We start from the raw sequence: 25,205 nt of genomic DNA on the forward strand, positions 1-25,205 counted from the left end.
GTCCATGGCCCCGCCACGTGCTCCGCGGCCGACGAGCGCCGACGACCTGCTCAACAGGCTCGGACTCCTCACCGCGCAGGCCCGCGAGCGGGCGGAGTTCCAGCAGGCCCGGGTGGAGCTGGCGGAGGCCCTCCAGCGCCGGATGCTCCCGGCCGCCCTGCCGAACGTGCCCGGGCTGCGGACCGCGGCGCGCTACGCGCCCGCCCGGCACGGCCTGGACATAGGCGGCGACTGGTACGACGGCTTCCCGCTGCCGGGCGGCGCCCTGGGCTTCTCCCTCGGCGACGTCCAGGGCCACGACGTCGAGGCGGCCGCCTTCATGGGCCAGGTGCGGATCGGGCTGCGCGCGGTGGCGGCCTCCGCGGCGGACCCGGGCGAGGTGCTGAGCCGGGCCAACGACCTGCTGCTGTCGGTGGACTGCGACCTCTTCGCGACCTGTAGTTTCCTGCGCTTCGACCCGGGGAGCTGGGCGCTGGAGAGCGCCCGCGCGGGCCACGTGCCGGCCGTCTGGGCGACCGTCGACGGGGAGTACGGCATATCCCTGGACGCCGGGGGAGTGCCGCTGGGGATGCTGGCGGGGGCCGTCTACCCGGTGACCCGGCGCAGGCTGACCAAGGCGGGGGCGTTCGTCCTGCTCACCGACGGGGTGGTCGAAGGGCCGACCTTCCCGATCGACGAGGGGCTGGACCGGGTCGCCCGGGTGGTCAGGGAAGGGGCGGGCGCCGAGCCGGGCGAGCTGGCCGCCGCGGTGATGGAGGTGGCGGACTCCACCGGCCACGCGGACGACGCCGCGGTGCTCGTCCTGTGCCACGACGCGACGGGCGGCCCGCCGCAGGAGGCCCCTACGGGCCCCTGCGGGTGAGCCCGGGCAGCCGCCGGGGCGCGTGTCACGTCCTGCCGGGACGCGGGGACGGTGTTCTGATGGTGCGGTGCGCAACGAGCGGTGGCGACGGTGGGGCGTTGCGGTCCTGCGGATCCTCGCCGTGGCCGTCGCCTACTACGTGACCGGGCGGATCGGCCTGCTCCAGCGGGTCGAGATCGACGGCGCCGTCGTCACGCCCCTCTTCCTGCCGACGGGCATCGCGCTGAGCGGCCTGCTGCGGCTGGGGCTGGGGGTCTGGCCGGGAATCGCCCTCGGCAGCTACCTCGTGATCGAGACGATCAACGGGTTCCAGCCCTCCGGTCTGGCGATCCTCGCGGGCAACACCCTCGCGCCGGTGTGCGCGGCCCTGCTCCTGCGCAGGGTGGGCTTCCGCCCCGCGCTGGACCGCCTCGGGGACGGCGTGGCGCTGGTCTTCCTCGGCGGCATGGTCCCGATGCTGATCAGCGCCACCGTGGGTTCGGTGGTGGTGCTGCTCAGCGGCAGCCTTCCGGGAGACGGGTTCTGGTCCTTCTGGGCGGCCTGGTGGGCCGGGGACGCCATGGGGGTGCTCGTCCTGACCCCCTTGCTGCTCGTCCTGCGGCGGCCGTACGGACTGTCCCGGGACCCCCTGCGATGGGCGGAGGCGGTGGCGCTGGCGGTCGGTGTCGTGCTCGTCTCGCTGTTCGTCACCCGCAGCTCGATCGCCCTGCTCTTCCTCGTCTTCCCGCTGCTGATCTGGGCCGCGCTGCGGTTCCGGCTGCCGGGGGCCGCGCCGTGCGTGCTCCTGGTGTCCGTACTGGCGATCTCGGCGGCGAACGACCGGGTCGGGCCCTTCGCCGGCCAGTCGCTCCTGGAGGTCATGGTGAACCTCCAGGCGCTCAACGGCTCCGTGGCGCTGACCGGGCTGCTGCTGTCGGCGATGGTCACCGAGCAGCAGAACGTCCGGGAGAAGATCGAGCAGGCGTGCCTGGACATGGCCGAGCTGGTGGAGCGCCTCGTGCCGGGGCGGCCGGTGGACACGTGGCCACCGCCGGACCGGGACGGGCCGCGCGGATCCGGCACGGCGGGGGACCGATCGGCCGGGGAACGATCGGCGGGGGATCGACCGGCCGGGGACCGACCGGTCGGGGACTGATCGGTCGGGGACGGATCGGTCCGGGCCGGGTGCCCGCTCCGGCCGTGCGGCCGTGCGGGTGATTTGGCCGAACTTCACATAGCACCTATAGATGCCTGAGGCATCTAATGGAGGGGTCACACGACCGATCGATCGCTTGTGAGGTCAATTCATGACGGAACCCGCCGTTGCCTTTCCCCAGGACCGCACCTGTCCCTACCACCCGCCGGCCGCCTACCAGCCGCTGCGCGAGGCGAGGCCCCTCTCCCGGGTCACCCTTTACGACGGCCGCTCCGTATGGGTGGTCACCGGCCACGCCGAGGCGCGGGCCCTGTTGACCGATTCCCGGCTCTCCTCCAACCGCCAGAACGAGGCGTTCCCCAACCCCGCCGCCCGCCTCAAGGGCCTGCGCAACCGCCGGGTCGCCCTGCTCGGGCTGGACGACCCCGAGCACAACGTCCAGCGCCGGATGCTAATCCCCAGCTTCACCCTCAAGCGGACGGCGGCCCTGCGGCCGCAGATCCGCGAGACCGCGGACCGCCTGATCGACGCCGTGATCGCCAACGGGCCGACCGCGGACCTCGTCGACGCCTTCGCCCTGCCCCTGCCGTCGATGGTGATCTGCGCCCTGCTCGGGGTGCCGTACGCCGACCACGACTTCTTCGAGGCGCAGTCGCGCCGGCTGCTGCGCGGGAAGGACGCCGCCGAGGTCGAGGACGCCCGCGACGAGCTCTACCGCTACCTGGGCGAACTGATCGACCGCAAGCGCGTCGAACCCGGCGACGGGCTGCTCGACGAGCTGATCGCCCAGCGCCTGCCCACGGGCGAGGTGGACCGCGGCGAACTCGTCGAGCTGGCCACGATCCTCCTGGTCGCCGGACACGAGACGACCGCGAACATGATCTCGCTCGGCACCTTCACGCTGCTGCGCCATCCCGAGCAGTTGGCCGAGTTGAGGGCCGAGCCGGAGCTGATGCCCGCGGCCGTGGAGGAACTCCTGCGGTTCCTCTCGATCGCGGACGGCATGCTCCGGGTCGCCACCGTCGACCTCGACGTCGCGGGGGTCACCATCCGCAAGGACGACGGGGTGGTCTTCTCCACCTCGGTCATCAACCGCGACGAGTCGGCCTATCCGGGGCCGGACGCCCTGGACTGGCACCGGTCGGCCCGCCACCACGTCGCCTTCGGCTTCGGCATCCACCAGTGCCTCGGGCAGAACCTGGCCCGGGCCGAGGTGGAGATCGCCCTCCAGGTCCTCTTCGAGCGCCTGCCGGGACTGCGCCTCGCCGCGCCCGCCGAGCAGATCCCCTTCAAACCGGCCAACACCATCCAGGGGATGCTCGAACTCCCCGTGACCTGGTGAGCCGCGCCGTGGCCCAGCACATCGACATCGACAAGGACGTCTGCATCGGCGCCGGACAGTGCGCCCTGACCGCACCGGGCGTCTTCACCCAGGACGACGACGGGCTCAGCGAACTGCTGCCCGGAAAGGAGGACGGCGGCGGCAGCGCGCTGGTCCGCGAAGCGGCCCGGGCCTGCCCGGTGGGAGCCATCGCCGTACGGCCCGTCTGAGGGCGCACGCCCGGGCCCCCCGGTGCCCCGCGCCACCCGGCGGCGCGCGGCACCGGGGGGTCGGTTGGCGGCCGCGGGGCCCGTCCTCGCATGATGGTGCTGCCGCACCGATCACCACCCCCAGGAGCCCCGATGGCGAGCCCGGTCCACCAGCCGCTGGAGAACGCGGAGTTCGACTTCATCCTCGGGCACGCCCCCGGGCCGGTCCTCGCCTACTTCACCGGCACCTGGCCCAAGGCCGCCGCCGTGTGCAAGGAGGCCGACGCCCTGGTGCGGGAGGCGGCCCTCGCCCACGCCGGGCGGCTGACCGCCGTCAAGGCCGACATGACCCGCTGCCCGGGACCGACCGCCCGCTACGGGGTCACCAGCGCGCCCTGGTTCGTGCTCGTGGCCGCGGGCGAGGTGGTGGCCACCCGGGAGGGGCCGCTGGACCGGGCGGAGCTCGCGGAGTTCCTGGCCGCGGCCCTCTGAACCCGGGCGGCCCCGTCAGCCCCGGCCCGGCGCGCCGGTGGGGCCCGCCGGTTCCGGTCCGGGCTCCGGCGCCGCGACCGCGTCGGCCCGCCGCAGCAGCAGGGTCCGCTCCCGCGCGTTGCGGGTCAGCCGCGCGGCGCGGGCGAACTCCGCCCGGGCCTCGGCGCTCCGGCCGAGCCGGGCCAGCAGCTCGCCCCGGACGCTGGGCAGCAGGTGGTAGGCCTTGAGCACGGGCGCCCCGGCCACGGCGTCCACCACGGCCAGTCCGGCCTCGGGCCCCTCGGCCATCGAGACGGCGACCGCCCTGTTCAGCTCGACCACGGGCGAGGGCGCGAGCGCCGCGAGCCGCCCGTACAGCGCGGCGATCGCCGTCCAGTCGGTCTCCTCGTAGCTACCGGCCCGGGCGTGGCAGGCCGCGATGGCGGCCTGGAGGGCGTAGGGCCCGGGCGGGCCGCCCAGGTCGCCCGCCGCCGTCAGGGCCGCGAACCCGCGCCGGATCAGCAGCCGGTCCCAGCGGCCGCGCCGCTGGTCGGCGAGGAGGACGGGTCGGCCCTCGGGGTCGGTACGGGCCGCCGTCCGCGAGGCCTGGATCTCCAGCAGCGCCGCCAGCGCGTGCGCCTCGGACTCCGCGGGCATCAGCGCGGCCAGCTGCCGGGCGAGCCGCAGCGCGTCCTCGCAGAGCGCCGGGCGGATCAGATCGTCGCCGACGGTGGCCGAGTAGCCCTCGTTGAAGATCAGGTAGATGACCTCCAGCACCCCCGCGAGCCGCTGGGTGCGCTCGGGCCCGTACGGCACCTCGAAGGGCACCCGCGCCTTCGCCAGCGACCGCTTCGCCCGCACGATGCGCTGGGCGACCGTCGCTTCCGGCGCGAGGAACGCCCGGGCGATCTCGTCCGTGGTCAGCCCGCCCAGCAGCCGCAGGGTGAGCGCGATCCGGGCGTCCGGCGGGAGCACCGGGTGGCAGGCGGTGAAGATCAGCCGGAGCACGTCGTCGTCGATGTCGTCCGGACCGGCCGGTTCGGGATCGTACGCCGCCTCGTCCAGGTCCCGGCCCAGCTCCGCGAGCTTGCGGGCGTAGGTCTCGCGCCGACGCACCAGGTCGACCGCCCGGCGGCGGGCGGTCGTCGTCAGCCAGGCCGCCGGGTTGTCCGGCACCCCCGTGCGCGGCCACTGCTCCAGGGCTTCGACGAGGGCGTCCTGGGCGATCTCCTCGGCGAGCCCGACGTCCCGGACGATCCGCGCGGCCGAAGCGATGATCCGCGCGGACTCGATCCGAAAGACGGTCTCCACCGTGCTGTCTGTCCTCACGGCCACCCATCAGAGCACCCCACCGCCCGGCCCGGCAAAGAGGCCGGGCCGGGCGGTGGAGCGGTGCGCCGCGGTGCGGGCGGCTCAGCCCTCGGCGACCTCGCGGACCTCACAGGTGATCGTCCAGTAGTCCTCGTGGACGGCGAGGAACCGCTTGGTCCACTCGACCGCCTCCGCCAGGTCCTTGCACTGGAGCATCGCGTAGCCGCCGACGACCTCCTTGGCCTCGGTGAACGGGCCGTCCACGACCGAGGTCCGGCCGCCGTCCCAGGTCACCCGGGCCCCTTGCGCGGTGGGGGTCAGACCGGCGGTGTCCAGCAGCACCCCGGCCTTGGTCATCTCCTCGATCAGCAGACCCATCCGCTCCATCAGCGCGTCGCTGGGACCCTCGACCGGGGCGTTGGCCTCGTCGAGGCGGATCATCGAAAGGTAGCGGGGCATGGCGTGCTCCTCGTGCCGTTCCGTACGGGGGCCGTACGGGGGGATGTACGGAGGCGGGGTTCCTTCCCCGCCCCTCACTCATACGTCGAACGGCGGGCGGCGGGATCGACACACGCCGGAGAATTCTTTTCCGCGGGTTCCCGCGCCGGACGGTGGTTGACTGGGCCCATGCCGCTCGACGACTACGGAGTACTGTCCGGAACCCTCCACCGGCACTTCCGCGACGATCCCGACGACCAGGGCCGCTGGTTCCACGTCCACCTGGAGGTCGACACCCCCGCGGGCCGCTACGCCTGCGCGATCGACGTGGACAGCAAGCACTCCAGCACCGGCGTGCAGTGGAAGGTCCTCACCCTCTACCCCTCGGTGCTCGAACCGGTCGACCCCTCGGCCACCGGCTTCCACGACCTGTCCCGCGCGTCCGGGTCCGGCGCGCTGGACTACCTCAGGCACCCGGCCCTCGCGGACCGGGCGGGCTGCCTCTTCGTCCGGCGTCCACCGGGCCGGCTCCAGAGGCTGATCGACCGGGTGAGCCCGCCGCGGCCGTGGATCTCCGGCAGCTACCTGGAGGCCTCGCAGGCGCTGGAGCCGCTGCTCGTGCCCGGGCGGCAGGTGCTCGTCTTCGGCGAGCCCTTCGACGAGGGGCTCGGCGTGCACAACGTGCACCAGAACCAGGGCGACCCCCGCGACAGCCAGTGGTGGGACGACAACGGCACCTGGCAGGACGGCGCGACCCTCGTCCGCCGCCCGGACGGCCGGTACGACGCGTTCCTGTCCCGGTTCTCCACGCAGGCGGACGCGACCGACCAGGACGGCCACCCGCTGCCGGGTTAGGGAGCGGGCCGCGGGCGACGGAGCGCGATCGAGGCGCACAGCGCGGCCAGGGGGAGTTCCGCGCAGAGCGCGAGGGCCACGGCCGTCAGCCGCGCGCCGCCCGCCGCCGCCGTCGTGACGTCGAACCAGGCGTCCAGCACCAGTACGGCCGCCGTCGCCGCGGCCGACGCCCCGGCCCGCGGATCGTCCCGCTTGACGAGCACTCCCGTACCGGCCAGACCGGCGGCCAGCATGACGTCCAGACCGATCCACGCGGTGGACCAGTGGGAGACCTCGACGGTGTGCGGCAGGGTCTTCGCCAGCACGGCGATCCACGGCACCAGCGCCATCCCGGCGACCGTCAGCACCGTGGCCGCCCGAGGGGCGCGCCGAGCGCCCGGCCCGCCGACGGCGGGGGCGGCGGCGAACAGCCCGTGGACGCGGTGGGTCCGCAGCTGCGGTGCGACGAGCGCCATGGCGGCACAACTCCTTCCGGCCCGGCGGTCCTTCCCCCGAGCACGGTGACAACTCTGCTGGTCAGCGGGCTCGCGGTCAGTAGTGGAGCGGTCCGCAAAGGGGGTGGCACTGGCTACACCCCCGAGCGGGCACCAGGGTGGTGGAGGGCCCCCGACCCGGGCGATTACCGTAGGCGCATGGCACCTCCCGGCGCGCTGCGGCGTACGTACACCTGGATCGCCGGGCACACGCCGTGGTCGGCCTGGGCCCGGCGCAACACCGTCTTCACGGTCGCCGCGGTCCCGCCGGCCCTGCCCGCGACGGCGGCGCTCACCGCCTTCTTCGTGACCCCGGGCCGCGCGCCGACCGCGCTGCTGGTCCTGCTGGCCCTCCAGCCCCTGCTCACCCGGCTCCAACGCAGCCGCCTGTGGTCCGTGTTGGCCGTCGAGGTGCCCGAGCTCCGCCGCGCGGCGCCCTGGTGGTCGCCGCGCGGCTGGCTGGAGCGGCTGCGGGCCGAATCGACCTGGCGGCAGTACGGCTACCACCTCCTGGTCAGCCCGCTCGCCGGACTCGGCGGGGCGCTGGTCGTGCTGGGGTGGGCGGGCGGGCTCGCGGGGGCGAGCGTCTTCGCCTGGTCGTGGATGCGCCCCGTCGACGAACGGGGGGCGGGCTGGACCGACGACGGGGTCCTGCTCACCGTGGCCGGTGCGCTGCTGTTGCTGCTCACGCCCTGGTTGGCCGCGGGCCTCGCCCGCCTGGACACCGCTCTCGCGCGCACCCTCCTGGGGCCCAACCGGGCCCGGGAGTTGGAGCGCCGGGTCGAGGACCTCGCCGAGAGCCGGGCCGGGGTGCTGGACGCGGCCGACCTCGAACGCCGCCGCATCGAGCGGGACCTGCACGACGGGGCCCAGCAGCGACTGGTCTCCCTCGCCATGAACCTCGGCATCGCCCGGGCCACCCTCCCCGACCTGCCGCCCGAGGCGAAGGCCGTCATCGACGAGGCCCGCCGCGAGGCGAAGGAAGCCATCGAGGAACTCAACAGCCTGGTGCGCGGCCTGCACCCGGCCGTCCTGGAGGACCGCGGTCTCGACGCGGCCCTCTCCGGCATCGCCGCCCGCGCACCGCTGCCCGTCGAGCTGACGGTGGACCTCGCCGAGCGGCCCGGTCCCACCGTCGAGGCCGTCGCCTACTTCGTCGTCTCCGAAGCGCTCGCCAACGTCGCCAAGCACGCCCGGGCGCGGCGCTGCCAGGTGGTCGCCCGGCGCCACGGGGACCTACTGCGCGTCACCGTCACCGACGACGGGGTGGGCGGCGCCGACCCCGCGGGCGGCACCGGGCTGGTGGGCCTGCGCAAACGCGTAGGGTCCGTCGACGGAACCATCGTGATCAACAGCCCCCTCGGGGGCCCGACCGCCGTGATTGTGGAGTTGCCGTGCGCGCTGTGATCGCCGAAGACTCGGTGCTGCTGCGAATAGGTCTGGTCAAGGTCCTCGAAATGGCGGGCTTCGAGGTGGCCGCCGAGACGGAGGACGCCGAGGGCCTGCTCGCCGCCGTGGAGGAGCACGCCCCGGACCTCGCCCTGGTCGACGTCCGGATGCCGCCCGGCTTCACCGACGAGGGCGTCCGGGCCGCCCTGATGATCCGCCGCCAGTGGCCGGGGACCTCGGTGCTGCTGCTCTCGCAGTACGTCGAGGAGCGCTACGCCGCCGATCTGCTGGCCAGCCGCACCGGCGGCATCGGCTACCTCCTCAAGCAACGGGTCGCCGACGTCGAGGAGTTCATCGACGCCCTCAAGCGGGTCGCCGCCGGCGGCACCGCGCTCGACCCGCAGGTCGTGGCCCAGCTGCTGCTGCGCCGCGGCGGCGGGCTCGACCCGCTGGACCGGCTGACCCCCCGCGAGCGCGAGGTGCTCGCGCTGATGGCCGAGGGCCGCTCCAACGCGGGCATCGCCGCCGAACTGGTCGTCAGCGAGAGCGCGGTGGCCAAGCACATCAACAACATCCTGGCCAAGCTCGACCTGCCGCAGGCCGACGCCGACCACCGCCGGGTCCTCGCCGTGCTCCGCTTCCTGGACGGATCCTCGTGAGTCCGGAGCACGGCGAGGACCCGGCGGCGGTGGTCGGCGCCGGGGGAGCGCACCCGCGCCCCCGGCACCGGACCGCGTGGACCGTGGCCGCGGCCCTGAGCGCCGTGCTCATCGTGGCCCCGGGAGCCTGGAAGCTCTGGAACCAGCAGGCCGGGGAGAGCGGGGTGCTGCGCGGCGGCAGCGGCGGACGGACGGTCACCGCGCTGGAGATCGACGCCGGAGCGGCGTCCGTGACCGTCAGCCCCCGCGCCGACCAGCAGGTGGCCTACCGCGCCGACGTCCTGTGGTCCTCCGGGCGGCCCGAGATCGAGGAGAGCTGGCTCGGCGGCACGCTGCGGCTCACGCCGCACTGTCCGGGCGTGGACGGTCGGCTCCGCGCGGGCCCGGGCTGCACGGTCGACCTGGGCGTGAGCGTCCCCGCGGACCTCCCGGTCAAGGTGACCGGCGATTCCGGCAAGGTCGACATCAGCGGCCTCGGCGGCGCCGTCGACGTCGAGATCGGCTCGGGCCCCGTGCGGCTCACCGCGCTGCGCGGCCCGCTGCGGGCCGTCGTCGGCTCGGGCTCGCTCGAGGCCGCCGCGCTGACCTCCCCGGAAGCCGACATCCGGACCGGCACGGGCTCCGCCGTCGCCCGCTTCCTCACCCCGCCGGGCCGGCTCACCGCGCGGGCCGACTCCGGGACGGTCCAGGTCACGGTGCCCGAGGCCACCCGCTTCCAGGTGGCGGGCCGGGTGGGCAGCGGGAGCCTGGAAGTGGCCCGGGAGATGCGGGATCCGGCGGCGCCGGGCCACCTCGACCTCGCGGTGGAGTCGGGGCGGGCGCAGGCCCGTTACCCGTAGGCCCCCGTGGGCGCCTCCGGACGCTACGGCCTACCCTGACCGGCGGGGACGTCGGACCGCAGACCGGGCCGGCGCCCGGCCCGCCCGACGCGCACCACCGAGGAGCAGTGAACCGCCCATGACCGTCACGCCCGTCCCCACCGCCGACCTCTACGACGAGCACGGCGAGGAGCTGGAGATCTGCGGCACCCCGTTCCGCCAGTTCGGCGGGCGCCGCGCCTTCGCCGGGCCGGTGCGGACCCTCTCCTGCCACGAGGACAACGCCCTGCTGCGCGCGCTCGTGAACGGCCCCGGCGACGGCGCCGTCCTCGTCGTCGACGGCGCGGCGTCGCTGCGCACCGCCCTGGTCGGCGACCTGATCGCCGGCGCGGCCGCGCGCAACGGCTGGGCCGGGCTGGTGATCCGGGGCGCGATCCGCGACAGCGCGGCCCTCGGCGGACTCGACCTCGGCGTCAAGGCGCTGGGCACGATCCCGCGCAAGAGCGGCAAGACCGGCGCGGGCACCGTGGACGAACCCCTCACCTTCGGCGACGCCACCTTCCGCCCCGGCGACACCGTCCACTGCGACGACGACGGCGTGGTCGTCGTGCGCGCGCTCTGAGGGCCCGGACCGGCGGGAACGCGCCACGGCGTCGGCCCGGCCCTGGCGCGGTCGCCCCCGCCCGCGTTTGACTTCGCGCCCATGAGACGACACAGGATCACGGGTGCGTTCGGCGCCCTCGTGCTCGCGGCGGCCGCCCTGACCGGGACCGGCGCGGCCGCGGCCGCGCCGACCGCCCCGACCCCGGCCACGCGGGCCCCGGCGACCCCGACCCCGCCCGCCGAGTTCGGCACCGACTGGCACGATCCGCTCACCGCCGCGCCGCCCGTCGCGAAACCCGCCACCCGCTCCTGCGAAGTCACCCTCGCCGAAGCCCAGTTCCGCGACTTCACGCCGTACGTGGGGAGTTACGAGCCCCCCATCGGATGCGGCGCCACCTGGAGCAAGGTGGTGCTCCGCCTCGACGGCAAGGTCAAGGGGCGCCAGTACGACCGGCTCGGGCACCTCTCCGTCGGCGGGGTGGAGGTCCTGCGCACCTCCACCCCCGAACCCTCACCCGACGGCATCACCTGGTCCGTGGAGAAGGACGTCACCCGCTACACCCCCACCCTGCGCACCGCGCAGCCGGTCGAGATGCTCATCGGGAACGTCGTCGACGACACCTACACCGGGGTCATCGACGTCAAGGCGACCCTGACCTTCTACGCCGCCGAGCCCGGCCGGGCCCGCCCGGCCGCGGTCCCCGACCGGGTCCTGCCGCTCACCTCGCCCACCCTGACCACCCCGCGCAACACCGAGCGGATCCTCGCCGAGGTCTACGCGACCGGCTCCGGCGGCGGCTGCGAGGAGTTCTGGTACCTGGCCACCCCGGACGCCGCCCCGTACTCCTGCAAGGCGGCCGACGGCCCCTACCGCGAGGTGCGCATCGCGGTGGACGGCCAACTCGCCGGCATCGCGGCCCCGTTCCCCACCGTGTGGACCGGCGGCTGGTCGAACCCCTTCCTCTGGTACGTCACCCCGGCGCCGCGCGCCTTCGACGTGCAGCCCGTCGTCTACGACCTCACCCCCTTCGCCGCGCTCCTCAACGACGGCCGCCCGCACCGCGTCGAGGTCTCCGTCGCGGGCGTCCCCGCCGGACAGAGCGGCTGGAGCACCCCGGCCAACGTGCTGCTGTGGCAGGACCCGGGCCGCGCCGTGGTGACCGGCGCCCTGACCCGCGCCGAAGCGGGCGAACCGGCCAACTCCTCCGTCTACACCCCCGGCGCCCAGCACCGCGTCGACACCAAGGGCGGCCACCGGCTCACCGTCGCCGGATACCTGAACACCTCCCACGGCCGCGTCACCACCACCGTCACCCGCACCCTGGCCAACAGCTCCGTCCACCGCTGGACCGACGGGGAGAACCAGGACGCCCTCGCCGCCCACTGGACCGACGACGAGAGCGTCACCAGCGGCCGGACCACCACCAGCACCCGGCGCACCTACACCATGGACGGCGAGACCACCCTGGGCGCCGACAACCGGCTGCGCACGGTCATCACCCTCGGGGACCGGGCCGACACCGCCTCCGTGCGCGACGACGGCAGCCGCCCCTCCTGGTCCCGGCTGGACGACCGCTACACCGGCGACGCCTCCTACGCGACGGGCGTCCCGCGCGAGCAGCGACACGCCGTCGGCACCAGCACCGAGCGCTACCGGCTCACCGGCTCCGACGGCTGCTACGACCGTACGGTGGTCAGCGCGCAAGGGACCCTCACACAGGACCTGCGCCGCTGCTGACCCGCCACGGCGCGCCCCGGCCGTGACATTCGTACGGGCCGGGTCCGTACGGGCGGCCCTGCCGCCGGGGCGGACCCGGTCCCTACCGTAGGGGCATGACGAAGACAGCCGCACCCGCCACCGACTGCCCGCGCGGTCCACTGGGCGCCCCCAACGGCTTCACCCTGCTGCCCTGGCTGCTCCTGGGCATGGGCGCGGCGTCCAACATCTTCCAGGGCCACACGCCCCAGCCGTGGATCGGCGGCCTGGGACTGCTGGTGTTCAACTCGCTCTACATCAGCGTCGTCTTCCGGGCCTTCGTCCCCGCCAAGCGGGACGCCCCGAGCACCCGGATCAGCCTGGCCGCGCTGGCCGCCGTGACCCTCGCCCTGGCGCTGGCCTACGGCGACAGCTGGCTGCTCTTCTTCCCGCTGCTGGGCCTGGCCACCGGCGCGGTGATCCGGGGGCGCCGCCTCGGGGCGGTGATGCTCGGCCTCAGCCTGGTGGCCGGTGCGGTCGCCTGGCGGCACGAGGGCTGGGGCGGGGTCAGCGGGATCCTCTACGGCACCTTCCTCTCCGGCATGGTGACCTCGGCGATCCTCGCCCTGGCCGAGACCGTGGCCGAACTGCGCGAGACCCGGCAGGAGTTGGCCCGTGGTGCGGTGGAGCAGGAACGCCTGCGCTTCTCCCGCGACCTGCACGACCTGCTCGGGCACACCCTGTCGGTGATCGTGGTGAAGTCGGAGGCGGCCCGCCGCCTGGCCCCGCGCGACATGGACGCGGCCGTGGCCCAGATCGTGGACATCGAGTCCATCGGGCGCCAGGCGCTCGTCGAGATCCGCGAGGCCGTCACCGGCTACCGCGAGGCGAGCCTGGCGGACGAGCTGGACCGGGCCCGCGCCGCGCTCACCGCCGCCGGGATCGAGCCCTCGGTGAGCCGCTCGGGACCGCCGCTGAGCCCGCGGACCGAGGCGCTGCTGGGCTGGGTGGTCCGGGAGTCGGTCACCAACGCCGTCCGGCACAGCGGCGCCGCGCACTGCTCGATCCAGGTGTCCGCGGCCGACGAACGGATCCGCCTGGTCATCACGGACGACGGCGTCGGCGTAGGCTCGGCGGCGCCCGGCAGCGGGCTGATCGGACTCACCGAGCGGCTCGCCGCGGCGGGCGGGACCCTGCGGGGCGGGCCGGCCCCGCGCCGGGGCTTCCGGGTCGTCGCCGAACTCCCGGTCGACGAGAGCACGGGTTGAGGAGCAGACGATGATCAAGGTCTTGCTGGCCGAGGACCAGCGGATGATGCGCGGCGCGCTGGCCCTGCTGCTCGACCTGGAGGCGGACATCGAGGTCGTCGCCCAGGTCGGCGCCGGGGACGAGATCCTCCCCGCCGCCCTCGCCGCACGTCCCGACGTGGCCCTCCTCGACATCGAACTGCCCGGGCTCAGCGGCCTCGACGCCGCCGCCGAACTGCGCGACCGCTGCCCCGGCACCCGGGTCCTGATCCTCACCACCTTCGGCCGCCCCGGCTACCTGCGCCGGGCCATGGAGGCCGGGGCGGGCGGCTTCCTCGTCAAGGACGGTCCGGTGGAGGACCTGGCGGCCGCGATCCGCCGGGTGCTGGCGGGGGAGACGGTCATCGACCCCGCGCTCGCCGCGGCGGCGCTGAGCGCGGGCCCGAACCCGCTGACCGCCCGGGAGCGGGACGTGCTGGGCGCCGCCGTCGACGGCGCGACCGTCCACGACATCGCCGCGAAGCTGCACCTGTCGGAATCGACCGTGCGCAACTACCTGTCCGCGGCCATCGGCAAGACCGGCACCCGCAACCGGATGGAGGCCGTGCGCGCCGCCCGCCGCCAGGGCTGGTTGTGACCGCGCTCCCCGGCCGCCCGGGACTCAGCCCGCGTGCCGGGCCAGGGTCTCCAGCGTGGCGTCCAGGGCGTCCGGCCGACTGCGGTTGTGCGGGAGCAGCGCCAGCGCCCGCGCCATCCCGCAGGTGCCCGTGACCGCCGAGAACACCAGCCCGCCCGCGACCCCGGCGGACAACAGCCGCGCGGCCGGGCGCAACCGCCCGCCCGCGAGCCCGGCCAGCACCAGCGATCCGGCGACCAGGCGCACCTGCCGTTCCATCGCCCAGACGGTACGGGCCCCCGCCTCCCGTTCCAGGTCGTGCCCGAGCCGCGACCAGGCGGCCGTGCCGCCGGTGAGCGTGGCGGCCGCGATCCCGTGTCCGGCGAGGGTGGCGACCGCCCCCGCCGAGCGGACCCCGCTCGCGCACACCACCAGCAGCTCCCGCCGCCCCGCCGCCGCCGACAGCGCCGGCAGGGCCCGGGCCAGCTGGTCGAGGGGGACGTTGTGCGCGCCGGGCAGGTGACCGGCGGCGTACTCGCCGGGCCCGCGGACGTCGATGACGGTCAGCTCGGCCAGCCGGCGGTGCGCCTCGCGGGCGTCGAGCGAACCGGTGGTGGCGGTGCGACTGGTGGTGCTCATGTGGTGGTTCCCGTCCGTGTCGCGGAGCCCGCGGGCGACCGGCGGTGCCACTCCTCGGCGAGCAGCCGGTAGGAGCGCACCCGGTCGGCGTGGCCGTGGGTGATGGTGGTGATCAGCAGCTCGTCGGCGCCGGTGGCCTCCTGGAGCCGTTCCAGGTGGTCGGCGACGGTCCCCGGCGAGCCGACGAACCGGGTGTCCAGCCGGTCGGCGACCAGGGCGTGATCGGCCGCGGTCCAGTCGGCGGTGAGCGCGCGGGACTCGGCGGGCGTGGGGTAGGGGACGGCGCCCGCGGCGGTCCGGATGCCGTGCACCCAGGGCGCGTACCCGAGGGCCAGCTCCCGGGCGCTCGCGTCGTCCTCGGCGACGACGACGTCCGCGGAGACGCTGAGGTACGGGCTCTCCAGGTCGTCCGACGGCTTGAAAGCGGCCCGGTACGCCTGCGCCGCCTCCAGCACCCCCGCCGGGGCGACGTGGTAGTTCGCGGTGAACCGCAGCCCGTTCTCGCCCGCCGTCCGCGCGCTCTGGCCGCCGCTGCTGCCGAGGATCCACACCTGTACGTCGGCCCCCTCGCCCGGCACCGCGTGCGCCTCGGTGCCCTCGGCGTCGCGGTACTCGCCGCGCAGCAGGGACAGGACGTCGCCGACCTGCTCGTCGTAGTCCTGCGGCCGCGCACCGGGCAGGAGCAGCAGCTTCTGCGCGAGGGCGACGCGCGGGTGCCCGGCGAGCGCGGCGAAGGAGAAGCCCGGCGGGATCAACAGCCCGTTCTCGGTGCGGTGACCGGTCGCGGGCGCGGCCTCCCCCTCGCCCCCGGGCGCGGCGCCGGCCGGTGGACCGGGCGGGCGGCCGCCCGAGCGGCCCAGGCCCAGGTCCAGGCGCCCCGGGTGCAGGGCGTCCACCAGGCCGAACTCCTCGACCGTGGACAGGGCCGTGCGGTGGCCGAGCTGCACCGCCCCGGAACCGAGCCGGATGGTGGTGGTCGCCGCCGCGGTCAGCGCCAGCACGACGGCGGGCGAGGTCCCGGCCACCCCGGGGTTGAGGTGGTGTTCGGCGAACCAGTAGCGGGCGTAGCCGAACCGCTCGGCCTGCCGCGCCAGGTCGATGCTGGCGCGCAGCGCCGCGGCGGCCGTGGAGCCGGACGTGATCGGTACGAGGTCCAGGACCCCGAGCGCAATGCCGGGCATGTCGTGCCCTCCTCGGATCGACTAGTGGACGGTGGCGGGAACGGCGGCGGGGCGCCGCGCCGCCGACCGGGAGGCGGGGGGCGGGGTGGCCAGGCCGAGGTGGTCGCGCAGGGTGCTGCCCGTGTACTCGGTCCGGAAGGCGCCGCGCTCCTGGAGCAGCGGCACGACGGTGTCGGCGAAGGCGTCGAGCCCGGTCGGAGTCAGGTGCGGGACGAGGATGAAGCCGTCCGCGGCGTCCTGCTGCACCAGGGAGTCGATCGCGTCGGCGACCGTCGCGGCCGAGCCCACGAAGGTCTGGCGGCCGGTGGTCTCGATGACCAGCTCCCGGATCGAGAGGTCGCGCGCGGCGGCCAGCTCCCGCCACTCCTTGGCGACCGCGAGCGGGTCGCGGTGCATCCGCACGCTGGCCCGCCCGAGCGCGACGGTGTTCTCGCCGGGCTCCGGGTCGACGTCGGGCAGCGGCCCGTCCGGGTCGTAGCCGGACAGGTCGCGGTTCCAGACGTGCTCCAGGTACGCGATCGCGGTCTGCCCGCTGACCTGGGCGAGGCGCACCTCGTGGGCCAGCTCCCGGGCCTCGGCGTCGGTGTCGCCCAGGACGAAGGTCGCGGCGGGCAGGATCAGCAGCTGGTCGGGCGTGCGCCCGTACCGGGCCAGGCGGCCCTTGACGTCGGCGTAGAACTCCCGGCCCGCGGCGGGCGTGCCGTGCCTGCTGAAGATGGCGTCGGCGTCGGAGGCCGCGAACTCGCGCCCCTCCTCCGAGTCCCCGGCCTGGAAGATCACCGGTCGGCCCTGCGGGCTGCGCGGCACGTCGAAGTGTCCGGCGATGTCGAAGTGGCGCCCCCGGTGCGCGAAGGCCCCGGCGCCCGCGTCCCGCAGGAAGGCCCCCGACTCCCGGTCGGCGAGGACCTCGTCACCGCTCCAGGAGTCGAAGAGGGTGTGGGCGGCGGCCAGGAACTCGCGGGCCCGGGAGTAGCGGTCCTCGCGGGCGAGGAAGCCGCCGCGCCGGAAGTTCTCGCCGGTGAAGGCGTCCCAGGAGGTGACCACGTTCCAGGCGGCGCGGCCGTCCGAGAGGTGGTCGAGGGAGGCGAACTGGCGGGCCACCTCGTAGGGCTCGTTGAAGGTGGAGTTGATGGTCCCGGTCAGGCCGATCCGCTCGGTCACGGCGGCCAGCGCGGCCAGCACCGTGAAGGTGTCGGGCCGCCCCACCACGTCCGCGTCGTAGATCCGGCCGCCCTGTTCGCGCAGGCGCAGGCCCTCGGCGAGGAAGAGGAAGTCGAACTTGGCGCGCTCGGCGGTGCGCGCGAAGTGCGCGAACGAGGCGAACTCGATGTGGCTGCCGGCCGCCGGGTCGCTCCAGACGGTGGTGTTGTTGACGCCCGGGAAGTGCGCGGCGAGGTGGATCTGCTTGCGCGGTCCCCCCGGACCCTTGGGCCCGCGCGCCGCGTGCCGTGCGGTCGGACTCTTCGGTGTGCTCACGGTGGCTGTCGCCCTTCCGGTCAGGTGGTGGCGTAGCGGTTGGCCGGGCGGGCCAGTCCCAACAGGTCGCGCAGGGTGGCGCCCGCGTAGCCCGTGCGGAAGGCGCCGCGCCGCTGGAGTTCGGGGACCAGGCCGCGGGTGATCGCCGGGAGGTCGTGGGCGAGCACTCCGGGCCGCAACCGGAAGCCGACCGGGCCCTCGCGGTGCCACTGGAGGAGGAGCGCGGCGAGCTGGGCGGGCGTCCCGGCGAAGACGTGGGCTCCCGGCGCCTGCGGTTGCTGCGCCAACGCGTCGAGTCGGCGCACCCGGGCGGCGGCGGCCGGGGCGCTCTCGTCGAGGAACACCACGAGGTCGGCGAAGACCCGCCCGGTGTCCTCGGCCCACCCGGCGGCCGAGCGGGCGGCGCGGACCGCGTCGGTGAGCGCACCGGCCTCCTCCGCGTCGCGCGGGGCGATGAAGGAGAGGTCGGCGCCCCCGGCCGCCAGGCGGGTCGGGGCGTCCGACGCGGTCACCGGGAGCGCCGCGCCGACCGGCGGTTGCCCCTGCGGCGGGCGCGGGGTGATCGAGGGCCCCTTGACGCTGAAGTGCCGTCCCTCGAAGCCGATGTAGTGCAGCTTGTCGCGGTCCACGAACCGGCCGCTCGCCACGTCGCGGATCTCCGCGTCGTCCTCCCAGCTGTCCCACAGCCGCCGGACCACCTCGACGTGGTCGGCCGCCTCCTCCCACAGCTCGGCGCGCAGCGCCGACCCCAGGCCGTCGGGGCTGTCGACGGGGCCCTGCGGGAAGGTGCGGCGACCGAAGTGGCGGGCCTCGTCCGGCCGCCCCGAGACCGTGACCAGCAGCCCCGCCCGGCCACCGCTGACGTAGTCGAGGGTCGCGATCGCCTTCGAGACGTGGAACGGCTCGGTGTGGGTGGCGACCACGGTCGGCAGCAGTCCCACGTGTCGGGACAGCGGCGCCACCCGGGCGGCCGTCAGCACCGCGTCGAGGCGCCCGCGCACCCGGTCGGTGCGGCCGTCCGGGCCGGTGGGGGAGGAGGGGTGCGGGCCCGGTCCGTCCTCGAAGGTGACGAAGTCCAGCAGGCCCCGCTCGGCCTCCGCGACCAGCGCGGCCCAGTACCGCGCGGTGAGCAACTCCCGTGCGGGCGCTTCCGGTTCGCGCCAGGCGGCCGGATGGGCCCCGGCGCCTTCGAGCGCGACGGCCAGGTGGAACGCACCGGCGGGAAGGCCGCCGGCGGCGGGTGCTCCGGAGGATGTGGGCATGGCGGGGTGGCCTTCCTGGTCGCGGTGGCGCCGACGACCTCACTGTCACCCCGCCGGGGCCGCCGGAGAACAGCGCGGCGGCCCCTGTCACATGTTCTTCATGCCCTGTGCACGGTTCGGGCGGCGCGCTCAGTCGGCGAAGGAACCGTGGCGGCCCGCGCCCGAGGCGAAGCGGGCGGCTCCGGAGAGCGTCTCCCCGGCCGACAAGGGGACCAGCCCGTGCCGGAACTCGCCGGCCAGGGCCTCCTGTTCGTCCGCGCCGTGCTGCTCCAGGACCGACAGCCGGTCGTGGCGCAGGCACAGCTGCGGGAACCCCGCGATCTGCCGCGCGAGCTCCCGCGCCGCCTCGAGCGAACGCCCCGTGGGGACCAGGCGGTTGACGAGCCCGATGGCGTGCGCCTCGGCGGCCGGGACCGCGCGCCCCGTGAGGATCAGGTCCATGGCGCGGCTCTCGCCGATCAGCCGGGGGAGCCGCACCGTACCGCCGTCGATCAGCGGTACGCCCCAGCGTCGGCAGAACACCCCGAGGACGGCGTCCTCCTCGGCGACCCGGAGGTCGGCCCAGAGGGCCAACTCCAGCCCGCCCGCGACCGCGTGCCCGGCGATCGCCGCGATCACCGGTTTGCCCAGCCGCATCCGGGTGGGCCCCATCGGCCCGTCGCCCCCGGCCTCGACGCGGTTGCCGCGCCCGGTGCCGACGGCCTTGAGGTCGGCGCCCGCGCAGAAGGTGCCGCCCTCGCCCCACAGCACCGCGACCGAGGCGTCCGGGTCGGCCTCGAAGGCGCGGAAGGCGGCGGCCAGCCGGTCGGCGGTGGGCCCGTCCACGGCGTTGCGGGACGCGGGGCGGGAGAGGATCACCGTGAAGACGGGCCCGTCGCGCTCGACGCGGACCTCGGCGCCGCGGTCCGGCGCGTCGCCGCCCCTCCAGCCGTCCGCGTCCACCGCGCCGCCGTCGTCCACCGCGCGCTCGTCCACCGCTCCCTCGTCCACCGTGCCGCCCTCCGCCGTGCGGGCGTTCACCGTGCACCCGGATGGGTCAGCCGCCCGATCCGGCCCATTGTGCCGACTCCGGGGCGGATTCCGCAGCGTTCGCCCGTGCGGTGGCGGTGGCGGTGGCGGTACCGGTGCTGGTCGCGGCGGCGTCCGGTCCGGGCGTGCGGCGCGGGCGCAGGCCCAGGACCAGGCCGCCGACCACGACGGCCAGCCCCGCCCACACGGCCGCTCCCGGGACGCCGCCGCCCGTGAACGCACCGCCCGTCGCGGCCGAGAGCGGGGCCACCCCGGTCAGCAGACCGGCCCGCCCCGCGCCGACGGCGGCGACCGTCGAGTACCAGAGCACGAAGGCCGCGGCCGTGACCAGGACGGCCAGGTACGCGACGGCCCACCACTGCCGGGATCCCAGGGCCCCGAGGGAGGACGCGGGCTCGGCGAGCGCCGCGAGGACGGCGAACATGAGCGAGCCCAGCCACACGCAGTGGACGGACACCCCCCACGCGCCGTGCCGCCGCAGCACCGGCACCGCCAGCAGCGTGAACCCCGCCTCGCAGGCCAGCGCCAGCGTCGCCCAGGCCACCCCGGTCGCATCGGCCCGCCCGGTCCCCTCCACCAGGACGGCCCCCGCCACGACGACCGGCGCGGCCAGCATGACCTGACGGCTCGGCCGCTGCCGCTCCAGCAACGGACCGACCACCCCGAGCAGCACCGGTACGCAGGCCACCGCGACGGCGATGACGGCGGGCTCGGCGTGCGCGACCCCCCGGACGACCGCGATGTTGAAGAGGACCAGCCCGCTGGCCGCGAGCCCGGCCAGCCACAGCCACTCCCGCCCGCGCGGCCACACCAGCCGCGCCCCGGCGGCCCGGGCCAGCGCCAGCAGGAGGAGCGAGGCCGCGGCGTACCGGACGGCCTGGGCGGTGAAGAGGGGCGCGTCCGTGAGCGTGTGGGAGACGCTGACGCTGGTGCCGACCAGTGCCATGCCGAGCGCGCCGGGACCGAGGGATCGCATGGTGTTCATGGCTCCACTGTGTGCGCAGAATGGACCCATGAGCAGGTCCAAAGATGCCGTGACCCAGAGGTCCAAAGAAGCGGTCCCCGCCCCGGCGCCCCACGGCTCCGACTTCCTCCAGCTCGACATCGGCCAGGCGCCGCCGGGCTGCCGCACCGAATGGCTCGCCGACCGGCTCCGCGAAGCGATCGCGGACGGTCGGCTGCCGGTGGGCAGCCGACTCCCGGCGAGCCGGGTGCTGGCGGAGGAGCTGCGCGTCGCGCGCGGGGTGGTCACCGAGGCCTACCAACGGCTCGCCGAAGCCGGTCAGGTGGCGGGCCGGGGCCGCCTCGGCACCACGGTGGTCGCGGCGCCCCCGCCGCCGGGGACCGCTGCGGCGGCGGGCGCGGGACCGGCACCCGGCGCGCTGTTCGGCGCGGGCGCGCGGGACGGGGCGATCGACGCGCTGCGGGCCGCCGCCTGCCGGATCGACCTCTCGCCCGGGGTCCCCGACCTCGCGGCGTTCCCGCGCACCGCCTGGCTGCGGGCCGAGCGCGCCGTCCTGGGCGGCTTGGCGCCGTCCGGCTTCGGCTACGGGGACGCGCAGGGGGCACCGGCCCTGCGGGCGGAGGTCGCGCGCTGGCTCGCCCGGAGCCGGGGGATCAGGGCCGACCCCGGCGAGGTGATCGTCGTGGCGGGCGTGGCCCAGGCGCTGGGCCTGCTCGGGGCCGTGCTGCGGGCACGGGGGCTGGACCGGATCGCGGTGGAGGACCCGGGCTCGCTCGGAGCCCGCCAGCAGCTGGAGTACGGCGGGATCACCACGGTCCCGGTACCGGTGGACGAGGGCGGCCTGCGCGTGGACGCGCTCCGGGCCTGCGGGGCGAAGGCGGTCCTGCTCACGCCCGCGCACCAGTTCCCGACCGGCGTGGTGCTCGACGGGGAGCGCCGCCGCGCGCTGCTGCGCTGGGCGGTCGAGGAGGACGGGGTGGTCATCGAGGACGACTACGACGCCGAGCACCGCTACGACCGCACCCCGGTCCCGGCGCTCCGCTCGCTGCTGGCCGAGCGGGTCTGCTACGCGGGCAGCGTCTCCAAGCTCCTCGCTCCGGCGCTGCGGGTGGGCTGGCTCCTCGTCCCGCCGCGCCTGCACGAGGCCGTGGTCACGGCCAAGCGCAACGCCGACCTGGGCAACGCGGTCCTGCCGCAACTCGTGCTGGCCCACCTCATGGCGTCGGGGGAACTGGAACGCCACCTGCGCTTCGTCCGCCGTCGCCACCGCGCCCGCCGGGACGCGATGTTGCGGGCCGTCGGGGCGCACCTGCCCGGGGCGCGGGTGCACGGGGCGGCCGCCGGACTGCACCTGACGGTCACCTTCGACGGGCTCCGGCTGCGGGACACCGAACTCGCCGGTGCGTCGCTGGACCTGGGGGTCAAGGCGCACCCGCTGTCCTGGCACCGGGTGCGCCCGGGCCCGCCCGGACTGGTCCTGGGCTACGCGGCCGGGCCCGCGAGCGAGATCGAGGAGGGCATCGCGCTCCTGGGCACCGCCCTGCGCCGCGCCACCACCGCCGTCCCCCCGGCCACCGGCCTGTCCGGACATCCGTCAGACACCCCCTAGAGCCGGCAGCTGATCTCCATCCCGTCCTCGACCGGGAAGGTGACGCTCTGGTACCCGTTGCGCGGGTCGCGCAGGTAGTCGAGGCACGGGGCCAGGGACGGCAGGTCCACGTCGTCGGTCACGACGAGGGTGCCCGGCGCGAGGCGCGGTTCGAGCAGGCGCAGTACGGGCAGGCACAGGTCCTTCCAGCCGTCGAGCAGCAGGAAGTCCACCGAGGCGTCCACGGCGGCGAGGGTGTCGCGGGCGTCGCCCTCGAGGACGGTGATCAGGTCGTCCAGACCGGTCTCGGCGAAGGTGCGGCGCGCGGCGGCGACCTTCTCCGCGCTCAGCTCCGAACTGATCACCCGGCCCGTGCCGTTGTCGCGCACCGCCGCGGCCAGGTGGAGCGTGGAGATCCCGAAGGACGTGCCGAACTCCACGACCGTCGCCGGGCGGGCGGCCCGGACCAGGTTGTAGAGGAGCTTCCCGCCCTCGGCCGAGATCGGCATGTACACCTCCGCGTTGGCGTCCGCCATCTCCTGCGGGGTCGCCCGGGCGGCACCGTCGGGCCGCGCGGCCCTGATCCGTTCGCTGGTGGCTTCGTCCTGCGCCGCCCGGGAGAACATCGCGCCGAGCGCGGAGGCCACGCGGGGGTCATGGAGTGTGCTGGTCCGTGTCATGAAACCTAGACTAGACGCACCGTTGCGTTGAGTCTAGAAGGCGGTGGCCTACCCTGGGCCCGTGAAGGCAGAAACGGATCGAGGGAACGCGGTTGCCGACGGCGCCGACGACGGCGCGGGCCGGTCGGCGCGGCAACACCACGGCAACCGGCACGGGCGGAGCGAGCAGGCGCGGCAGGCCGTACTGGAGGCCGCCGACGGCCTCTTGGTGGAGAAGGGCTTCTCCGGCGTCACCATCGAGGGCATCGCCGCCGCCGCCGGGGTCGCCAAGCAGACCATCTACCGCTGGTGGAAGACCAAGACCGACATCCTCCTGGACGCCTTCCTCCTGGACGCGGCGGAGGCCCTCACCCCGCCCGACCACGGGGACCTGGCCGCGGATCTGCGCGCCCACCTGCACCAACTGGCCCAGTTCCTCACGCGGTCCGACGCGGGCGCCGTCTTCACCGCGCTGCTCGGCCACGCGCAGCACGACCCCGCCTTCGCCGCCGTCCTGCGCGCCCGGTACCTCGACGAGCAGCGCCGCCGCGACCGGCTGCCGCTGGAGGACGCGGTCCGGCGCGGCGAACTCCCGGCGGACATCGACACGGTGGCCGAGGTCGACCAGCTCGTGGGGCCGATCTACCACCGCGTCCTGGTCACCGGGGACCCGGTCGACCGCGCCTTCACCGACCTGCTCGTCGACACCTTCCTCCGGCGCCACCGCGTCCGATGAACCGCCACCGCGTCCGATGAACCGCCACCGCGTCCGATGAACCGGCGGTGCGCGCCGCCCTCCTGAACGCCGCCGGTGATCGGGGCGAAAAGTTTTTCGGGAACCGCGGCAACCTCCGGCGGGGTCGCGCGTCGTGCGGGGGTGAAGGGCGCAGTCCGGCGTCCCTCACCCGACCGTGGAGAACCACCTTGAAGAACGTCAAGCGCGCTTCCGGCTCCGCCGCCCGTCCCGTCGCCCCGGCCGTCCGCCGCGCGGCCCTCGCCGTGGCCGCCGCGGGGGCGCTCGTCGCCCTGGCCGCCCCGGCCCACGCCGCCGCCCCGGCCCCCTCGGCCAGTGCCGTGCCCAGTGCCGTGCCCAGCGCCTCGCCCAGCGCGGTCCCGAGCTCCTCGGGCACCCCGTCCCCCCGGCCCAGCAGCTCCACCTCGAACCCGCCCCGCCCGACCGCGGTGCCCAGCGGCGCCCCCTCGGTGGTGGCTCCCGGTTCCAGCCCCTCGGCCTCGGCCCCCGCCTCCAGCCCGAAGCCGTCCGCCGAACCCTCCTCGCCCGCGGGTCCGGAGCTCGCGCATACTGGCGGCAACCCCGCCACCATGGCGATCGGTGCGGGCGCGGCGGTGCTGGTCGTCGCAGGTGCCGGCACCCTGTACGCCGTACGCCGCCGCGCGAACGGCTGACGTGCTCCACCCGAGGGACACCCTGCTCATGTCGTACCCCGCCGCGCTGCGGCCCGCACCACACGTACGCCTCGTCCTGCCCGGCTCCGGCCGGGCGGGGCGGGGCGCCCGCGTTCTGCGCACCCTGCGCGCCCTGCGCGTGTGGCGCGGGCCGCTGACGCGCGAACGGCTCCTGCTGCGCGACGGGCCGGGTGCCCCCCGGGTCGCCGCCGCCTCCCCGGGGGCGTACACGGGGGCGCACGCCGGCGCGGACGGCGACGCCTTCGAGCGCCCGCCCACGGTCACGGAGCTGTACCACGCGCACCGGCTGCGGATGGTGCGGCTGGCGGTGCTCCTCGTCGACGACCCGGCCACCGCCGAGGACGTGGTCCAGGACGCCTTCACGGCCCTGTACCGGCGTCACGGCGAGCACATCACCGAGATCGACAACGCGCTCGGCTACCTCCGGACGGCGGTGGTCAACACCGCCCGCTCCGTGCTGCGCCGCAGGCGCACGGTCCGTTCCTGGACCCCGCCCGCCGAGGCCGACGTACCCTCCGCGGAGGAGCACGTGGTCCTCGACGAGGAACACCGCGAAGTACTGGCCGCCCTCGGCCGCCTGACCCCGCGCCGTCGCGAGGTGCTCGTCCTGCGCTACTGGGCCGACCTGAGCGAGGCGGAGATAGCCGCCACCCTCGGGATCAGCCGGGGCGCGGTGAAGTCGAACGCGAGCCGCGCCCTGGACGCGCTGGAGCGCATCCTGGAAGGCCGGATATGACCACGCCCACCCCGCCCCCCGTCGCGACCGAAGGCCCCGGCGCGCGCCTGCCCGCCCCCCGGGCCCCGCGCGGCGGCGGCGCCCACGTCGGCCGGGCCTTCGACCGGGGAGCGGGCGGCGCCGACCGGCCGGGCCGCGCC

General features: G+C 75.5%; 27 protein-coding genes. 17 read left to right on the top strand and 10 right to left on the bottom strand.

All coding sequences use genetic code 11. The features are described 5' to 3' along the window. Positions 1 to 4: 4 nt before the first annotated feature. The 5 genes from ACFWAR_RS23710 (at position 5) to ACFWAR_RS23730 (ending at position 4,019) form a co-directional block, all read left to right on the top strand. Positions 5 to 862, top strand: coding sequence for a PP2C family protein-serine/threonine phosphatase (locus ACFWAR_RS23710; protein ID WP_385780444.1), 858 nt, complete (start codon positions 5 to 7; stop codon positions 860 to 862). A gap of 67 nt (positions 863 to 929) precedes the next feature. Beyond that, positions 930 to 1,997: an MASE1 domain-containing protein gene (locus ACFWAR_RS23715; protein WP_385780447.1), complete on the top strand. Its 1,068-nt coding sequence runs from the start codon at positions 930 to 932 to the stop codon at positions 1,995 to 1,997. A 151-nt stretch (positions 1,998 to 2,148) separates the two neighbouring features. Further along, entirely contained in the window at positions 2,149 to 3,339 is a 1,191-nt protein-coding gene (locus ACFWAR_RS23720; protein ID WP_385780450.1) for a cytochrome P450, read from the top strand. After that, a complete protein-coding gene (locus ACFWAR_RS23725; protein WP_385780453.1) occupies positions 3,336 to 3,548 on the top strand; it encodes a ferredoxin in 213 nt (70 codons plus the stop codon). The genes ACFWAR_RS23720 and ACFWAR_RS23725 overlap by 4 nt, the downstream gene beginning before the upstream one ends. 132 nt (positions 3,549 to 3,680) lie before the next feature. Continuing rightward, positions 3,681 to 4,019 carry a thioredoxin family protein gene (locus ACFWAR_RS23730; RefSeq protein WP_385780456.1) on the top strand — a complete coding sequence of 113 codons (339 nt, stop codon included), beginning with the start codon at positions 3,681 to 3,683 and terminating at the stop codon, positions 4,017 to 4,019. 15 nt (positions 4,020 to 4,034) lie between these two features. On the opposite strand, the gene ACFWAR_RS23735 is transcribed toward ACFWAR_RS23730, so the two are convergent. Together ACFWAR_RS23735 and ACFWAR_RS23740 are read right to left on the bottom strand one after the other, a co-directional pair. Next, positions 4,035 to 5,309, bottom strand: a complete 1,275-nt coding sequence (locus ACFWAR_RS23735) for an RNA polymerase sigma factor (protein ID WP_385780459.1) — start codon at positions 5,307 to 5,309, stop codon at positions 4,035 to 4,037. A gap of 102 nt (positions 5,310 to 5,411) precedes the next feature. Further along, on the bottom strand, positions 5,412 to 5,768 hold the full coding sequence (locus ACFWAR_RS23740; RefSeq protein ID WP_385780462.1) for a YciI family protein: 357 nt from the start codon (positions 5,766 to 5,768) through the stop codon (positions 5,412 to 5,414). A gap of 168 nt (positions 5,769 to 5,936) precedes the next feature. Between ACFWAR_RS23740 and ACFWAR_RS23745 the strand changes: the two genes are divergently transcribed. Beyond that, entirely contained in the window at positions 5,937 to 6,602 is a 666-nt protein-coding gene (locus tag ACFWAR_RS23745) for a DUF2278 family protein (protein ID WP_385780464.1), read from the top strand. Here the strand turns inward: ACFWAR_RS23745 and ACFWAR_RS23750 are convergent. Beyond that, on the bottom strand, positions 6,599 to 7,057 hold the full coding sequence (locus tag ACFWAR_RS23750; RefSeq protein ID WP_385780467.1) for a hypothetical protein: 459 nt from the start codon (positions 7,055 to 7,057) through the stop codon (positions 6,599 to 6,601). The genes ACFWAR_RS23745 and ACFWAR_RS23750 overlap by 4 nt on opposite strands. A 177-nt stretch (positions 7,058 to 7,234) precedes the next feature. Between ACFWAR_RS23750 and ACFWAR_RS23755 the strand changes: the two genes are divergently transcribed. The 7 genes from ACFWAR_RS23755 (at position 7,235) to ACFWAR_RS23785 (ending at position 14,124) form a co-directional block, all read left to right on the top strand. Beyond that, positions 7,235 to 8,482, top strand: coding sequence for a sensor histidine kinase (locus ACFWAR_RS23755; RefSeq protein ID WP_385780470.1), 1,248 nt, complete (start codon positions 7,235 to 7,237; stop codon positions 8,480 to 8,482). Next, positions 8,470 to 9,123, top strand: a complete 654-nt coding sequence (locus ACFWAR_RS23760) for a response regulator (protein ID WP_385780472.1) — start codon at positions 8,470 to 8,472, stop codon at positions 9,121 to 9,123. Before ACFWAR_RS23755 ends, ACFWAR_RS23760 begins: the two co-directional genes overlap by 13 nt. Further along, positions 9,120 to 9,962, top strand: coding sequence for a hypothetical protein (locus ACFWAR_RS23765; RefSeq protein ID WP_385780475.1), 843 nt, complete (start codon positions 9,120 to 9,122; stop codon positions 9,960 to 9,962). The genes ACFWAR_RS23760 and ACFWAR_RS23765 overlap by 4 nt, the downstream gene beginning before the upstream one ends. A gap of 118 nt (positions 9,963 to 10,080) precedes the next feature. Next, positions 10,081 to 10,563 (top strand): ribonuclease E activity regulator RraA, encoded by a 483-nt coding sequence (gene rraA / locus ACFWAR_RS23770; protein ID WP_385780478.1) that lies wholly within the window; start codon positions 10,081 to 10,083, stop codon positions 10,561 to 10,563. Positions 10,564 to 10,644: 81 nt separating this feature from the next. Continuing rightward, positions 10,645 to 12,282: a peptide-N4-asparagine amidase gene (locus ACFWAR_RS23775; protein WP_385780481.1), complete on the top strand. Its 1,638-nt coding sequence runs from the start codon at positions 10,645 to 10,647 to the stop codon at positions 12,280 to 12,282. A gap of 95 nt (positions 12,283 to 12,377) precedes the next feature. Then, positions 12,378 to 13,508 (top strand): sensor histidine kinase, encoded by a 1,131-nt coding sequence (locus tag ACFWAR_RS23780; protein ID WP_385780483.1) that lies wholly within the window; start codon positions 12,378 to 12,380, stop codon positions 13,506 to 13,508. A gap of 10 nt (positions 13,509 to 13,518) precedes the next feature. Next, complete coding sequence (locus ACFWAR_RS23785; protein WP_385780486.1) at positions 13,519 to 14,124, top strand: response regulator; 606 nt, start codon at positions 13,519 to 13,521, stop codon at positions 14,122 to 14,124. A 24-nt stretch (positions 14,125 to 14,148) separates the two neighbouring features. On the opposite strand, the gene ACFWAR_RS23790 is transcribed toward ACFWAR_RS23785, so the two are convergent. The 6 genes from ACFWAR_RS23790 to ACFWAR_RS23815 all read right to left on the bottom strand — a co-directional run bounded on the left by ACFWAR_RS23790 (position 14,149) and on the right by ACFWAR_RS23815 (position 20,675). Then, the gene (locus tag ACFWAR_RS23790; RefSeq protein ID WP_385780489.1) at positions 14,149 to 14,742 is read right to left on the bottom strand and encodes a rhodanese-like domain-containing protein; all 594 of its coding nucleotides are present in this window, start codon (positions 14,740 to 14,742) and stop codon (positions 14,149 to 14,151) included. Continuing rightward, positions 14,739 to 15,923 (bottom strand): LLM class flavin-dependent oxidoreductase, encoded by a 1,185-nt coding sequence (locus tag ACFWAR_RS23795; protein WP_385780491.1) that lies wholly within the window; start codon positions 15,921 to 15,923, stop codon positions 14,739 to 14,741. The genes ACFWAR_RS23790 and ACFWAR_RS23795 overlap by 4 nt, the downstream gene beginning before the upstream one ends. Positions 15,924 to 15,944: 21 nt before the next feature. After that, positions 15,945 to 17,324, bottom strand: coding sequence for an NtaA/DmoA family FMN-dependent monooxygenase (locus ACFWAR_RS23800; protein WP_385780518.1), 1,380 nt, complete (start codon positions 17,322 to 17,324; stop codon positions 15,945 to 15,947). A gap of 95 nt (positions 17,325 to 17,419) precedes the next feature. Continuing rightward, positions 17,420 to 18,661, bottom strand: a complete 1,242-nt coding sequence (locus ACFWAR_RS23805) for an LLM class flavin-dependent oxidoreductase (RefSeq protein WP_385780494.1) — start codon at positions 18,659 to 18,661, stop codon at positions 17,420 to 17,422. Positions 18,662 to 18,790: 129 nt separating this feature from the next. After that, positions 18,791 to 19,603: a crotonase/enoyl-CoA hydratase family protein gene (locus ACFWAR_RS23810; RefSeq protein ID WP_385780520.1), complete on the bottom strand. Its 813-nt coding sequence runs from the start codon at positions 19,601 to 19,603 to the stop codon at positions 18,791 to 18,793. A 94-nt stretch (positions 19,604 to 19,697) separates the two neighbouring features. Continuing rightward, complete coding sequence (locus tag ACFWAR_RS23815) at positions 19,698 to 20,675, bottom strand: EamA family transporter (protein WP_385780496.1); 978 nt, start codon at positions 20,673 to 20,675, stop codon at positions 19,698 to 19,700. Positions 20,676 to 20,703: 28 nt separating this feature from the next. On the opposite strand from ACFWAR_RS23815, the gene ACFWAR_RS23820 reads away from it, so the two are divergent. Further along, a complete protein-coding gene (locus tag ACFWAR_RS23820) occupies positions 20,704 to 22,263 on the top strand; it encodes a PLP-dependent aminotransferase family protein (RefSeq protein ID WP_385780498.1) in 1,560 nt (519 codons plus the stop codon). Here ACFWAR_RS23820 and ACFWAR_RS23825 read toward each other — a convergent pair. After that, positions 22,260 to 22,922 (bottom strand): O-methyltransferase, encoded by a 663-nt coding sequence (locus tag ACFWAR_RS23825; RefSeq protein WP_385780501.1) that lies wholly within the window; start codon positions 22,920 to 22,922, stop codon positions 22,260 to 22,262. The genes ACFWAR_RS23820 and ACFWAR_RS23825 overlap by 4 nt on opposite strands. Positions 22,923 to 22,983: 61 nt before the next feature. Between ACFWAR_RS23825 and ACFWAR_RS23830 the strand changes: the two genes are divergently transcribed. The 3 genes from ACFWAR_RS23830 to ACFWAR_RS23840 all read left to right on the top strand — a co-directional run bounded on the left by ACFWAR_RS23830 (position 22,984) and on the right by ACFWAR_RS23840 (position 25,065). After that, entirely contained in the window at positions 22,984 to 23,637 is a 654-nt protein-coding gene (locus ACFWAR_RS23830) for a TetR/AcrR family transcriptional regulator (protein ID WP_385780504.1), read from the top strand. Between the two features lie 188 nt (positions 23,638 to 23,825). After that, entirely contained in the window at positions 23,826 to 24,308 is a 483-nt protein-coding gene (locus tag ACFWAR_RS23835) for an LAETG motif-containing sortase-dependent surface protein (protein ID WP_385780507.1), read from the top strand. 28 nt (positions 24,309 to 24,336) lie between these two features. Further along, positions 24,337 to 25,065, top strand: coding sequence for an RNA polymerase sigma factor (locus ACFWAR_RS23840; protein ID WP_385780508.1), 729 nt, complete (start codon positions 24,337 to 24,339; stop codon positions 25,063 to 25,065). Positions 25,066 to 25,205 lie beyond the last annotated feature (140 nt).

Source organism: Streptomyces sp. NPDC059917, assembly GCF_042730635.1.
Taxonomy (GTDB): Bacteria; Actinomycetota; Actinomycetes; order Streptomycetales; family Streptomycetaceae; genus Streptomyces.

What these genes read in the sequence shown, in the direction of transcription:
- ACFWAR_RS23775 (WP_385780481.1), top strand. Translation starts at nt 10,645, where the DNA reads ATGAGACGACACAGGATCACGGGTGCGTTCGGCGCCCTCGTGCTCGCG.
- ACFWAR_RS23815 (WP_385780496.1), bottom strand. Translation starts at nt 20,675, where the DNA reads ATGAACACCATGCGATCCCTCGGTCCCGGCGCGCTCGGCATGGCACTG.
- ACFWAR_RS23740 (WP_385780462.1), bottom strand. Translation starts at nt 5,768, where the DNA reads ATGCCCCGCTACCTTTCGATGATCCGCCTCGACGAGGCCAACGCCCCG.
- ACFWAR_RS23820 (WP_385780498.1), top strand. Translation starts at nt 20,704, where the DNA reads ATGAGCAGGTCCAAAGATGCCGTGACCCAGAGGTCCAAAGAAGCGGTC.
- ACFWAR_RS23840 (WP_385780508.1), top strand. Translation starts at nt 24,337, where the DNA reads ATGTCGTACCCCGCCGCGCTGCGGCCCGCACCACACGTACGCCTCGTC.
- ACFWAR_RS23805 (WP_385780494.1), bottom strand. Translation starts at nt 18,661, where the DNA reads ATGCCCACATCCTCCGGAGCACCCGCCGCCGGCGGCCTTCCCGCCGGT.
- ACFWAR_RS23790 (WP_385780489.1), bottom strand. Translation starts at nt 14,742, where the DNA reads ATGAGCACCACCAGTCGCACCGCCACCACCGGTTCGCTCGACGCCCGC.
- ACFWAR_RS23755 (WP_385780470.1), top strand. Translation starts at nt 7,235, where the DNA reads ATGGCACCTCCCGGCGCGCTGCGGCGTACGTACACCTGGATCGCCGGG.
- ACFWAR_RS23780 (WP_385780483.1), top strand. Translation starts at nt 12,378, where the DNA reads ATGACGAAGACAGCCGCACCCGCCACCGACTGCCCGCGCGGTCCACTG.
- ACFWAR_RS23795 (WP_385780491.1), bottom strand. Translation starts at nt 15,923, where the DNA reads ATGCCCGGCATTGCGCTCGGGGTCCTGGACCTCGTACCGATCACGTCC.
- ACFWAR_RS23745 (WP_385780464.1), top strand. Translation starts at nt 5,937, where the DNA reads ATGCCGCTCGACGACTACGGAGTACTGTCCGGAACCCTCCACCGGCAC.
- ACFWAR_RS23730 (WP_385780456.1), top strand. Translation starts at nt 3,681, where the DNA reads ATGGCGAGCCCGGTCCACCAGCCGCTGGAGAACGCGGAGTTCGACTTC.
- rraA (WP_385780478.1), top strand. Translation starts at nt 10,081, where the DNA reads ATGACCGTCACGCCCGTCCCCACCGCCGACCTCTACGACGAGCACGGC.
- ACFWAR_RS23825 (WP_385780501.1), bottom strand. Translation starts at nt 22,922, where the DNA reads ATGACACGGACCAGCACACTCCATGACCCCCGCGTGGCCTCCGCGCTC.
- ACFWAR_RS23785 (WP_385780486.1), top strand. Translation starts at nt 13,519, where the DNA reads ATGATCAAGGTCTTGCTGGCCGAGGACCAGCGGATGATGCGCGGCGCG.
- ACFWAR_RS23710 (WP_385780444.1), top strand. Translation starts at nt 5, where the DNA reads ATGGCCCCGCCACGTGCTCCGCGGCCGACGAGCGCCGACGACCTGCTC.
- ACFWAR_RS23720 (WP_385780450.1), top strand. Translation starts at nt 2,149, where the DNA reads ATGACGGAACCCGCCGTTGCCTTTCCCCAGGACCGCACCTGTCCCTAC.
- ACFWAR_RS23750 (WP_385780467.1), bottom strand. Translation starts at nt 7,057, where the DNA reads ATGGCGCTCGTCGCACCGCAGCTGCGGACCCACCGCGTCCACGGGCTG.